This is a genomic window from Geotalea uraniireducens Rf4, from assembly GCF_000016745.1.
In the GTDB taxonomy this organism is placed as follows: domain Bacteria; phylum Desulfobacterota; class Desulfuromonadia; order Geobacterales; family Geobacteraceae; genus Geotalea; species Geotalea uraniireducens.
Genome location: NC_009483.1, coordinates 3229522 through 3241673 on the forward strand (window position 1 = coordinate 3229522; position 12152 = coordinate 3241673).

General features: G+C 56.0%; 8 protein-coding genes. 2 read left to right on the plus strand and 6 right to left on the minus strand.

What is annotated here, in order from left to right; all coding sequences use genetic code 11:
• Positions 1 to 183: 183 nt before the first annotated feature.
• The 6 genes from GURA_RS14125 to GURA_RS22935 all read right to left on the minus strand — a co-directional run bounded on the left by GURA_RS14125 (position 184) and on the right by GURA_RS22935 (position 9185).
• Complete coding sequence (locus GURA_RS14125) at positions 184 to 699, minus strand: cytochrome c3 family protein (RefSeq protein WP_011939628.1); 516 nt, start codon at positions 697 to 699, stop codon at positions 184 to 186.
• Positions 700 to 1045: 346 nt separating this feature from the next.
• A complete protein-coding gene (locus tag GURA_RS14130; protein WP_011939629.1) occupies positions 1046 to 2746 on the minus strand; it encodes a methyl-accepting chemotaxis protein in 1701 nt (566 codons plus the stop codon).
• A 364-nt stretch (positions 2747 to 3110) separates the two neighbouring features.
• Positions 3111 to 3761: a response regulator transcription factor gene (locus tag GURA_RS14140; protein ID WP_041245468.1), complete on the minus strand. Its 651-nt coding sequence runs from the start codon at positions 3759 to 3761 to the stop codon at positions 3111 to 3113.
• Between the two features lie 86 nt (positions 3762 to 3847).
• Positions 3848 to 6541, minus strand: a complete 2694-nt coding sequence (locus GURA_RS22930; protein WP_011939631.1) for an ATP-binding protein — start codon at positions 6539 to 6541, stop codon at positions 3848 to 3850.
• A 367-nt stretch (positions 6542 to 6908) separates the two neighbouring features.
• A complete protein-coding gene (locus tag GURA_RS14150) occupies positions 6909 to 7553 on the minus strand; it encodes a response regulator transcription factor (RefSeq protein WP_011939632.1) in 645 nt (214 codons plus the stop codon).
• Positions 7554 to 7628: 75 nt separating this feature from the next.
• On the minus strand, positions 7629 to 9185 hold the full coding sequence (locus tag GURA_RS22935; protein ID WP_083764898.1) for a PAS domain-containing sensor histidine kinase: 1557 nt from the start codon (positions 9183 to 9185) through the stop codon (positions 7629 to 7631).
• Between the two features lie 495 nt (positions 9186 to 9680).
• On the opposite strand from GURA_RS22935, the gene GURA_RS14160 reads away from it, so the two are divergent.
• Positions 9681 to 10676 carry a TRAP transporter substrate-binding protein gene (locus GURA_RS14160; protein WP_011939634.1) on the plus strand — a complete coding sequence of 332 codons (996 nt, stop codon included), beginning with the start codon at positions 9681 to 9683 and terminating at the stop codon, positions 10674 to 10676.
• Between the two features lie 124 nt (positions 10677 to 10800).
• The gene (locus tag GURA_RS14165; RefSeq protein ID WP_011937817.1) at positions 10801 to 12087 is read left to right on the plus strand and encodes an IS701-like element ISGur14 family transposase; all 1287 of its coding nucleotides are present in this window, start codon (positions 10801 to 10803) and stop codon (positions 12085 to 12087) included.
• Positions 12088 to 12152 lie beyond the last annotated feature (65 nt).

Below are 12152 nucleotides of genomic sequence, written 5' to 3' on the forward strand. Positions count from 1 at the left end.
ACTTCAGATTCCACAATCTTTGCCACAGAGTCACAGAGACACAGAGGGATCACAGAGATTTCTTTAGAATTGACAACCTGAATCTTTAAGTTCATTCATAAATTTTAAAGACCAACCTCTTGTAATTACTCATGGTTTCTCTCTGAGTCTCTGTGTCTCCGTGGCAGAATTGAAGGATTTAAGTCATTTATGACACGTCCAGCAGTCAATGCTGGCTTTGTGCTGTCGATGACAGTTCAGGCACCACCCCATCTTGAGCTCGGCAGATCGGGCGACACGTTCCATGGCGGCCACCTCGTCGTGGCAGACGGTGCAGGAGAGTCTGGCGCGGATGTGCATCATATGCGGGAAGTAGACGTGATCCGGCAGGCTGTAGACCCTGACCCAGGGTATTGGCTCCCGTTTTTCCCAGTACAACATCAGCTTCTTTATTTCCGGTGCGTCAGGGGAGATGAACAGATGACAGGCCCGACAGTCCGCCACCGCCGGGATGCCGGCAACGGGTGACTCAGGGGCGTAGCGATGACAGAAGAGGCAATGGATGCCGTTGTCGCCGGCATGCACCTTATGGCTGAAAGCGAGCGGCTGTAACGGAGAGCGGTCCCGCATATCCAGCGGCAGATAGTACATCAAAGCCAAGCCGGCAACAACAACGCCCGCAGCGAAGATCAGCCCGGCAATAAGCCACGATATTTTCATGCTGTTCACCAGAAATCGACCGGGAAAATGACGGTCAGGATGAACCACGTTCCGCTCTGTCTATATTAACAGGCATTTACCTGCTGTCAAAAACCGACGAAACGAGGAGCCTGCGCTAACCGGCATGGAGGCGAGGATTCAGGAAATTTCAGGGGTGGACAGCCGGCTCCCCCCCCAAAAAACTTGTCTTTGTCCTCACCCAGGGTAACCCGGACGAAACACTCTTCGCCGAGTGTGCTTAACTTTCATGCTGACTTCTCCGTCGTTCTGTTCCGGCCACCCGCTGCAAAATGCTCGCCTCCGGCGCGGTGTTGACTACTTTCGTGTTAACATGGATGCCCCTTCCTCAGAACTTCTCGAACTGGTCATCGATGGCGGCATCACCCATATTGAAAGCCACCCCCTCTGCGCCCACCGCCTTTTTCATCGCCGCGCCGTGGTCCAGATGGGTGATCTGTGTGACTTTGCCACTGCGGACCGCCTTCGTTGCCGGCTTTGCCGCCTGTGCAGGCAGACCGGCCATCGCACCCCGCCCCTGTTCGTCCACCCGGAAGAACGCGATTGCGCTCTGGAGCTGTTCGGCCTGGGAAGCGAGCTCCTCGGCCGTGGAGGCCATCTCTTCGCTGGCAGAGGAGTTCTGCTGGATCACCTGGTCGAGCTGCTGGATTGCCTTGTTGATCTGCTCGGCGCCGGTATCCTGCTCCCGGCTGGCGGCAGAGATCTCCTGCACCAGTTCGGCGGTCCGCTGGATGTCCGGCACCATCTTGGTCAAGAGCTCTCCGGCCCGTTCCGCCACATCGACGCTGGAGGCGGACAGCTCCGATATCTCCGCGGCCGCCTTCTGGCTCCTTTCGGCCAGTTTTCTCACCTCGCTCGCCACTACAGCAAACCCCTTGCCGTGCTCCCCGGCCCTCGCCGCCTCGATGGCCGCGTTCAGGGCCAAAAGGTTCGTCTGCCTGGCGATCTCCTCGATGATGCCAATCTTGCCAGCGATATCCTTCATGGCGTGGACCGTCTGCTCGACCGCCTTGCCGCCTGCCCTGGCGTCGGAGGCGCTCTTGACGGCGATCTTCTCGGTCTGAAGGGCGTTGTCGGCGTTCTGCCTGATGTTGGAGCTCATCTGCTCCATGCTGGACGACGCCTCCTCGGCGGCGGCCGCCTGCTCGGAAGAGCCCTGGCTCATCTCCTCGGAGCCCGAGGAGAGCTCCTGAGAGCCGGAAGCCACATTGTCGGCCGCGGACTGCACGTTGACGACCACATCCTTCAACTTCTCCACCATGTTCCCCATGGCGGCCAGTAACTGGCCCGTCTCGTCTTTGGTGTTTGACTCAAGCACTACCGTCAGGTCACCGGCGGCCAAGCGGTTGGCGACCTCCACCGCTTCCCGGAGAGGCCGGGATATGATGCGGGCTATGAACAAGCCGAGACCTATCGCAACAGCCACCCCGAAGCAGAGGATCGTCAGCATCAGCGTAGCGGCCTTTCGGGCCTCGGCTTCGTTTTCAATATCCTTCTTCCTGGCAAGTTCAACCTTCATATCCCCCAACTTGTCCATCAAGGTTTCGAGCTCTTTGGCCAGCCCGGCCGCTTCCGGACTGCGCATATAGGTAACGGCCTCCTCATCCTTGTCCGCCATGGCCAGGGTTATGATTTTTTCCCGAACAGGCTCGTATTTAGCTATCAGACCCTTGAGGGATTCGTACTCCTTCTTCAACTCCGCGTTCTTCACTGTCTTTTCAAAGGTTGCCAGCCCATCGTCGACCTCCTTATCCAGTTCCTTGATGAGAGCCACACGCTTGTTCTTCTCCTCGATGGTTTTATCGAGAATCAGATCCCGCAGGTTCACGCGAGTCCTTTGAAACGGTACCGCCGTATCGAGCAGCACCATGAGAGGTTCGGTGTTCATCTTGTACATTGCCGAAGCCGATTCTTCTATCTCATTGATCTTGAGAATCCCCAACACGCCGACACCCACGGCTATCAGGGCCAGCAATGTGAAGCCAATGACGAGTTTCTTGCCGATTTTCAGATTGTAGAACCATTTCATTTCCCGACTCCTTTCGTATCCGATTGGTAAAAAGACCATTTTGCATCTATCACACTATTGGTTTCCAATTCGGAAACGAGGGATTTTTCGTCCTGGCAAGGAAATCAAGGGATTGCGCGGAGGCGTACATCGGTACGCCGCACAAGCAAGCCCGAAGATTGACGCCGCCAGGGCAAAAAAGCACCGTTTCCGGATGGAAACTAAATATTCTCTTCGGCCCGCCGACATATGGATAAATAGGAGGATTACGCAAAACCAATGCAAAATGATTTACGCTATGAATAGGAAAAAGTAGTATGGAGGGGGGGATGGGTACGGCAACGCTGTGTGGCTGCCCGATCAGGGCAGCCACAGAGGGCCGTCCTTATTCGATCGAGGTCAACCCTTCGCGAACTGCGTACTTGGTGAGATCCGCTACGTTGAACAAGTTGAGTTTCTTCATGACGCTCATACGCTGAACCGCGACGGTCTTGATGCTGACTCCGAATGTGAACGCGATCTCCTTGGTGCTGTTGCCGTTGGCAATGAGCTGAAGTACTTCCCGTTCCCGTTTGGAGAGTTGGACGCAGGAATCGCTGGAATTCGCATCGGCACCCTTGGTATAGTCCCTGATGACCAGGGAGGTGATTTGCGGACAGAGGTAGGGCTCCCCCGACGCCACGGTATGGATGGCCCCTACAAGTTCCTCGACGGCACAGTCCTTGAGCAGATAGCCTGTGGCGCCCGCCTTGAAAGTTTCCATTACGCAGGCGCGATCCAGAACCATCGACAGGACAAGAGTCCTGACATCGGGATGGGCCGCCACGATCTGCCGTATCGCCTCGATGCCATTCATCTCCGGCATGGTCAGATCCATGACGACCACGTCAGGGAGGAGCTCATCGGCCTTGCGGATCGCTTCCCGACCGTTGGCCGCCTCAGCCACCACTTCAATTGTATGTTCCAGCGCCAGGATGGCCTTCAATCCCTTCCGCATGATCTTATGATCGTCCACCAACAACACCCTGATATTCATTGGACCTCCTGTTCGTATCTCCCGGCTCACTCACCGGCTCCCTTTTCAGCTCGTGATGTCGAGGATTATGCCACGGTATGAAGTATTCACCCTGCGAGACCGGCGCGGATCGCAGCCGCCAATTTTTGGAGACACACCGGCTTTGGCAGGAAGACGACGTTTAGTGCATCGATGGCTGCATGGTCGATGATGTCGTCGGTGTAGCCGCTCGTAAGGATAACCGGCAGATCCGGTTCTTGCAGCCGTATCTGCTCGATGGCCTCCCTACCGGTCATGCGCGGCATAATCAGGTCGAAGACCGCCACCCGGATTTCATCGCGATGCGCCTCGAAGACCTCCAGCGCCTCTACCCCGTCGGCTGCGGTCAGGACCGTGTAGCCATACAGTTCCAGTATTTCGCGGGTTATCCTCAGCACATTCGGATCATCATCGACCAGGAGCACGGTCTCATTGCCATGAAGTCCCGCGGTTTTCGAGTCGGGCGAATGGTTCGGCGGCATTTCTCCCTCGGAAATCGGCAGGTAGACCCTGAACATCGCGCCTTTTCCCGGCGCGCTTTCCACAGTGATACGGCCGTTGTGATTACCGACGATGCCGAAGGCGATGGAAAGCCCCAGACCGGTCCCCTTGCCCGTCTCCTTGGTGGTGAAGAACGGTTCGAATATCCTTCCGACGGTTTCCTTGTCCATTCCGACCCCGTTGTCCATAACGGTGACGAGACCGTAGCTTCCCGGCGGAACAGTCACTCCGCCTGTCACGACCGCTTCGCGCACCTCCACCAGCGCGGTGGCCACATGTATCCTTCCGCCGGAAGTGAGGGCATCCCGCGCGTTCACCATCAGGTTGATCAAAACCTGTTCGATCTGGACCCGCTCAGCGAACACCGAAAGCCGGTCGTCGCAAAGCCCGAAGGTAAGGGTGATGTCCGACCGCAGCAACCGTGATATGCTTTTTTGCAGATTCGCGACGATCAGGTTGAGGTCGTCATAGCGCTTCTGCGGTTCGTGCTTGCCGCTGAAGGCCAGCAGGCTTCTGGTCAACTCCGCTCCCCGCTTCACGGAATTGGAGATTTCCAGGGCGAACGCAACCCTCCGTTCATCGCCCTTGAGGGATAACCGCAGCAAATCGGCATAGCCGCCGATCACGGTGAGAAGATTGTTGAAGTCGTGGGCCACGCCTCCGGCCAGGGTACCGATGGACTCCATCTTCTGCGCATGCAGCAGTTGGGCCTCTGTCTTTCGCAACGACGTGATTTCCCGTGTGATGGAGAGGACGCTCGCCACATCTCCCTCCGCGTCGAACTCGGGCACGAAACGGACCTGGAAATGGCGCATCTCACCGCCGGAATCCTTCCACGACAATTCGAGCTCCTGCGAAACGCCCCGGTCGAGCACCTGTTCCACGGCGCCCTGCACCTGCAGGCCCACCTCCGGGGTGGCCACGGATGCCTCGGTGGGGGTTCTGCCGGTCAGGTTATCTGCGGATTGGCCAGCCAGCCATTCCAGGGCCGGATTGACGTAGACGCGGCGGCAGAGACGGTCGTAGCGGGCAATGGCATCGGGCGAGTTCTCCACCAGGGCGCGGAACTCCTCGGCCCTGATGCGCCGAAGGATTTCCTCGCGCTTGCGCTCGGTAATGTCCATGAACGACATCAGCGCATGGTTCCGTCCATCGAGCGAAACCGCCTCCACACCGTAAAGCAGCCACGCCTCCGTCGCATCCCCTCCCCATCCGAGCCGTGGAACGGTTGCCTCGCCGCGGGCGGACAGCCCGCTTCTCGATACCTCCTGCAGGGTGCGCATAAGACCGCATGAATCGCAAACCGGGGAGTTGCCGCACCCCTGGGGTTCCGAAAGGGCGTTGGCGCATTTCAGGATCGTGCCGCAGCGCTTGTCGGGTAGAGCGTCGTAATCGATGCAGTATTCCCGGAATGCCGAGTTGACCCGCACCGCTTCCATCCGGTCGTCGACCAGCAGCATGGGCATCGGCGTCGCGTCGAAAACGGAGCTGAGATTGTCCCGCTCGGCCATGAGTGCAGCGGCGTCGGCGTCGATCCTGCGGAAGCCGAGCCGGATCCCCCCAAGCCCCATCAGCCAGGTGGCGGCTATGATGGCCACGTGAATCACGTTGCTTCGGAGCGCGGCCCGCTCAAGCCCGGCCGTCGGGATGGCGATGCTGATGCCGCCGCGCACAGCGCCTTCCCGGTATCCCTGGGCCGCATGGCATTTCAGGCATGTTTTTTCGCTATTCAACGGGCGCATGTAGCGGTAGACCGGCTTTCCGTCCATGACCATGAATTCCCCGAACTCCGCCAGCCCAGCCTCGAAAGCCGCCAGGGCGCGGGCTTCCCAGGGGTCCGGCGCGTTTTCCGGGCGGATCGATTTCAGGCTGGTGATATGCCCCTGGGGGGCGTTGGCGGACGATTGGCCGATCTCGAAGATCTGCCGGGTCATATAGGCGGGATTCATGAGGGTCAGGCGCCTGCCCGACGGGGTGGTGATGTCCCGCTCCGGGACCTTCAGCCAGGGGTTGGGAGGTGTTTTGTCGGATACGGGAACATAGACGCCGCCATGTCCGGCGGCCCAGCGGCGGAAGACAAGGTCTTTTTCGATGCACGCCCGCGCCGTGGCCAGGGCGTTGGAGGTCTTGAACTCCTCGTTGTCGCTGCATTCCCAGATGGCAGTGATAATAGCGAGGACGGTCCAGGCAAGGATCGCGGCGAGGCGGAGGCGTCTGATCGGGAATTTCCCGGGGGATTGGGCAGGTTCATTTGATTGCATGGTGATTTCCTCGTCGGACGGAGGGTGCAATTGCGCCGTCATTGCCTGGCCATGCCGCTTGCAATAAAGATTTAGTAAGTTTGAAGTTATTTTCTGCGCTTTTTTAGTACGTTAAAAATGATTTCTGCGGCTTTTATGCAGAAATGATTTTGTGAACGTACTTATCCCGTTTATTGGGGCTGGCAGAAAATAACTTCGTTAACGCACTTATCCTGTTTATCAGGGTTAACGGGAGAATATGTATCTCATTAATTCGTTCTTGACATGCTGCGATTTTCGGAAGGAAGAGGTAGGGAAAACCCTAATGAAGGATGAATTATGAAGTATGAAATTTCATTCTTCTTACTTCATAATTCATAATTTATGTTTAATCGATGGAGATCAGGCCGATACGTACCGCGTAGGTGGCGAGTTGCGCAATGCTCTTCAGTCCGAGCTTTTTCCTGATGTTCATACGGTGGATCTCAATCATCTTGATACTGACGCCGAGCGTAAAGGCGATTTCCTTGGTGTTATATCCCTCGGCAGTGAGCTTCAGCACTTCCCTCTCGCGTTTGGTAAGTACAGGAGCGATCTGCTGAGAGGCGGAACCGGGAGCGAACCCCTTGATCATGATTTCCGTGGCGCCGGCGCAAAAATAGGGCTTTCCCGCGAATACCGTCCGTATGGCCGCCACCAGTTCCTCGGCTGCGCAGTCCTTGGCTAGATACCCCCTGGCTCCGGCCTCCAGGCTTTCGAGGACGCAATTCCTGTCCAAGAGCATGGACAGCACCAGGACCCTGATACGGGGATTTTTCGCCATGATACGCCGTGTCGCCTCAATCCCTCCCATATCCGGCAGGGTCAGATCCATCACCACCACATGGGGTGAATGTACCAGGGCCTTTTCGACGGCTTCCCTGCCGCCGGAGGCTTCGGCCACGACGTCGATGTCCCCCGCGCAGCCCAGGAGGGAGACCAATCCATCCCGCATGATTTTGTGGTCGTCGACCAGAAGCACTTGTATGGTCATGGTTGTTCTCCGTGAGGTTAAATGGTGGATTTTGAATTTTGGATTATGGAATTTATGCCTTCATACATTCATAATTCACAATTCATCATTGTTTTTAGTCAGCGGCATCCCGATTGTCACGCAGGTACCGGCTCCCGGCGACGATTCAACGTCGAACGCGCCTCCGAGATGGATGATCCTGCGCCGTATGTTGAAAAGGCCGAAGCCGCCTCCCTTCCTGGTTAGGCTCTCTTCGATGGCATCCGGATCGAATCCGATCCCGTCATCCTCGACCCTTATGACGATCCTGCCGCATTCACGGCCGACCGCGACCAGCGCGGTGTCGCTCTCCGCATGTTTGGCGACATTGATGAGCAGTTCGCGGACAGCGTGATAAAGCACCGACCGCATCTCTTCCGTCAACGGCTTTTCGCTCGTATCATCCACGAACGACACCCGCAGGCCGTAATCCGTCTCCATCTGTCTTCCCAGCCATTTCAGCGCCGCTTCCAGGCCACCGCTCTCCAGTATGGGCGGGCTGATCATATGGGTAAGAAATCGCACGCGCTGGATCATGCCGCCAAGTATCTCCCGCGTATTGCCGAGAATACCGGCTTCCTCGTCCGTCAGCGGCATCTTTGCAAGCATCCCCAGCTTGATCCGGGCGAGGACGAGGTCCTGCCCGATGTTGTCGTGGAGCTCGGCGGCGATGCGCCGCCGTTCCCGCTCCTCGGCCAGGGAAAGCTCCACCGTCATGTCGGACAATCTCTGCTGTTTGGCGCGCAACGCCTCCTCGGCGCGCTTGCGCTCGGTCATGTCCTGGGCAAGCACGGCTACGCCGATGACGTCTCCGGTCTCAGTATTGATGGGACTATGTGAGACATGAAAATATTTCCGCGTGCGGAGTTCTTCACCCGAATACGCTTCCTCCATGAGCTGTTCGCCAGCCAATGCCCGATCCAGGTTGCGCTTTGCGATCTCCCGATCCGCCGTCACGGTCATATAATCCAACAGACATTGACCGATTTCTATTTCCGCGCCGTAGATTGCTTGCATGGCTACGGCATGTCCCTTGTTGAAGCTGGTGTAACGATATTGCCGATCCACGGAAAAGACGAGCGCATTGGCACTGTCGATGATGCTGCGCAAGATGGAGTATTGTTCTTTTAGCGCCTCCTCGGCCCGTTTGCGCTCGGTGATGTCGCACCATATGGTCAGCGCGCTGACCACCTCTCCGTTGGCGTCGAACTCGGGGATCGCACGCACGAACCAGCAATTTTCCATCCCGTCCTTTGTCCAGATGAGATCGATTTGGGTTGCAACGCCGGTTTCCATAACTTCTTTGAGACGTTGCGTAAAAGAGACCGCCATCGGCGCCAATTCGGTCGAGAGCTCGACCGGACTCTTGCCGAGAACCTCATTCGATGAGAGGCGGTTTACCCTCTCGAAGGTAGGATTCACATAGATGCGTCTGCATTCCCTGTCATAGCGCACAATAACGTCCGGCGAGTTTTCCGCCAGGGTGCGGAATTCCCGTTCGCGTTTTAGCAGCTGCTCCTTCGCGCACTTTCGTTCGTCGATGTCGCGCACCAGCGCCATGGCGTGCCAGTGGTCTCCCGTCAGGTATTTGCAATCCATCAATATCTCACTCATCACCCCACCGAGGGAGCCTTCTCCCGGAGGGAAATACTTTAATGAATAAACAAAGTGGATATTCGCGCATATGGCACGAGTTTATCAAGTATTATCTTGCGAAATGTCTGTTCCAAAACAGTCGTTAGATATTCCATGAATCGGGTAGACCTGCCCCCTTCTTCCTTTTCTTCCCCTATTCTTTCCCACTGGCGGAAATTGGCCAAAACTGGTGGCAAGTTTTAGCCAACAAGGCACATAATTCGCAGTTTATACCAGCTTATCGCGATATTTACCCAAACATTTCGAGCAGTTGCGTAAAGGCTTTAGATTGGCATTCATATTGCTAAAACATTATTTCATAAATAGCAGCAAGGATAACCGCTACCACCGGTTGACTACCTGAAGATGCTTAATTCATATGTTAACCGGCAATAGAACGTCAATCGAAATTCACAACCTGACTGCAATTCAGACATCGAAAGCAGATGTCAATAACTCACAAAGGAGTTCCAAATGAAACTGAAAGCATTGCTCACATTCGCCCTCTTGACCGCATTCTCTTCAACTGCACTGGCCGCCCCCATCGTCATCAAGTTCAGCCATGTTGTTGCCCAGCACACCCCCAAAGGACAGGCCGCTGATTACTTCAAGAAGCTGGCCGAAGAACGCACCAAGGGGCGCGTGAAGGTCGAGGTTTACCCCAACAGCCAGCTCTACAAGGACAAGGAAGAGATGGAGGCCCTGCAACTGGGCGCAGTCCAGATGCTGGCCCCTTCACTGGCCAAGTTTGCCCCGCTGGGGGTCAAGGACTTTGAGGTATTCGACCTCCCCTTCATCTTCGACAACTACACAGAACTGCATAAGGTCACCCAAGGCCCGGTCGGCCAGAAATTGCTCAAGAAACTGGAGCCCAAGGGGATTATCGGACTTTCCTACTGGGATAACGGCTTCAAGGTGATGAGCGCCAACAAGCCGCTCAAGACCCCGGCTGATTTCAAGGGGCAGAAACTCCGCATCCAGTCCTCCAAGGTGCTCGATTCCCAGATGCGCTCCGTAGGGGCCAATCCCCAGGTGCTGGCCTTCTCCGAGGTATATCAGGCCCTGCAGACCGGCGTCGTCAACGGCACCGAGAATCCCCCCTCAAACCTCTACACCCAGAAGATGCACGAAGTGCAGAAATACGTGACACTTTCCGACCACGGCTACCTTGGCTACGCCGTCATCGTCAACAAGAAGTTCTGGAATGGTCTGCCGGCCGACATACGCACCATCCTGGAAGGCGCCATGAAGGATGCCACCAAGTATGCCAACGAAATTGCCAAAAAGGACAACGATGAGGCCCTCGCTGCCGTCAAGAAATCCGGCCGGTCACAGCTGATCGCCCTGACCCCCCAGGAGCGGGCAGCTTGGAAGAAGTCCATGGACAAGGCCCACAAGGAACATACGGGGCGTATCGGCGCCGACCTGGTGAAAGAGGTTTACGCAGCCACCGGCTACAACCCGAACTAACGATCTACTGAGGCTCCATCAGTGCAGGCCGCTGCGGCCACCGCAGCGGCCTTTTTAACGACCTTTTTAGTACTACTCCGACACATAGCTTGATATAATCTGTTTCATGTGATAATCTCTGCGAATGACAACAGAGATCGTTTTCCCCGGCATCGAAGAATATATGGCTCCCTATTATGGCTATTTCCATCGGTCAGAGAGCCGTGAACTGGCAGAATGTTACTTGGCCGGCCTGCTCATGGACGGTGAGCGCAAGTCAGTTGAACCCATGTCAGAGAAGGTAAACGCATCTGAACGAAGTATGCAGCGCCTCCTTTCGACTGCCAAATGGGACGATCAACTTGTTGCTGAGCAATTCCGCCGTTCCATGCTTGACGTCACTTCCGACCCGCAGGGGATCCTGGTTCTTGATGATACCGGGTTCCCTAAGAAAGGGTACGACAGTGTATGTGTTGCCCGGCAATACTGCGGTGCATCAGGCAAGACTGACAACTGTCAGATTGGCGTAAGCATGACGTATGTCGGCAGAGATGTCGCCTGGCCATATGCCATGGAACTGTTCGTCCCGGAATCCTGGGATCAGCAAAATGATGATTGCACCGCAAAGCGTAAAAAGGCTCACATGCCGGAGTCAGTGCACCATAAGTCAAAATGGCGCATGGCACTTGATTTTGTTGACCTGGCCCGAAAAGACAATGTTCCCCATCGTGCAGTCCTTGCTGACAGCTGGTATGGCAACATTCCGGAGTTTCGCAAGGAGCTTGAGTCCCGCAGTGAAAATTACATCCTGGGAGCTTACTCCAACACCCCGGTATTTCTTGAGGAGCCGGTCTTTGAAATTGCGCCAGTCAAAGAGCATAAGCGAGGGCGTCCACGAACTCGCCCTAAGGTAGTCTCCACAAACCCCGAACCGGTCAAGCTGTCGGTACTGGGCGAAAGCATTGCCGATGATGCATGGCAACGGCTAGAATTGAGGCTCAATTCCAAGGACAAGCCACTTGTTGCAGAGGCCGTCTCAATGAGAGTGTGGCCGGCTCACGGATGGCGGCAGGGCAATCATCATGAACAAGTCTGGCTCCTGATAGAGCGCCGCCCCCTGAACCTGGGTGGATACGAGCTTCGCTATTTCTTCAGCAATATGCCGCAGCATCTGGCAACGATTGACCTTGCCCGCCTCTACCATGAACGTTATTGGATAGAGCATGGCTATCAACAGCTAAAGGAAGAGCTTGGCCTTGATCACCATGAAGGGCGCTCATGGAGCGGATGGCATCGACATGTGCTCCTGACGTCCCTGGCATATGGCTATCTGACACTGTTGCGTTTGCAGCAAAAAAAACAGAAGAGTGCGACAGCGCGGAGCAACTGGATTCAGAAAAAATCGACACTGGCCAACGACGCTTTGTTCTGAAAACCAAACACCTGGAAAAGTGGCGCCATCGTTGCTGTTCTCTTCGTTCCTCTGAGCGATGGAGG

Coding starts and splice junctions, on each gene's coding strand:
- GURA_RS22935 (WP_083764898.1), bottom strand. CDS start 9,185: ATGAGTGAGATATTGATGGATTGCAAATACCTGACGGGAGACCACTGG.
- GURA_RS14150 (WP_011939632.1), bottom strand. CDS start 7,553: ATGACCATACAAGTGCTTCTGGTCGACGACCACAAAATCATGCGGGAT.
- GURA_RS14165 (WP_011937817.1), top strand. CDS start 10,801: ATGACAACAGAGATCGTTTTCCCCGGCATCGAAGAATATATGGCTCCC.
- GURA_RS14160 (WP_011939634.1), top strand. CDS start 9,681: ATGAAACTGAAAGCATTGCTCACATTCGCCCTCTTGACCGCATTCTCT.
- GURA_RS22930 (WP_011939631.1), bottom strand. CDS start 6,541: ATGCAATCAAATGAACCTGCCCAATCCCCCGGGAAATTCCCGATCAGA.
- GURA_RS14130 (WP_011939629.1), bottom strand. CDS start 2,746: ATGAAATGGTTCTACAATCTGAAAATCGGCAAGAAACTCGTCATTGGC.
- GURA_RS14140 (WP_041245468.1), bottom strand. CDS start 3,761: ATGAATATCAGGGTGTTGTTGGTGGACGATCATAAGATCATGCGGAAG.
- GURA_RS14125 (WP_011939628.1), bottom strand. CDS start 699: ATGAAAATATCGTGGCTTATTGCCGGGCTGATCTTCGCTGCGGGCGTT.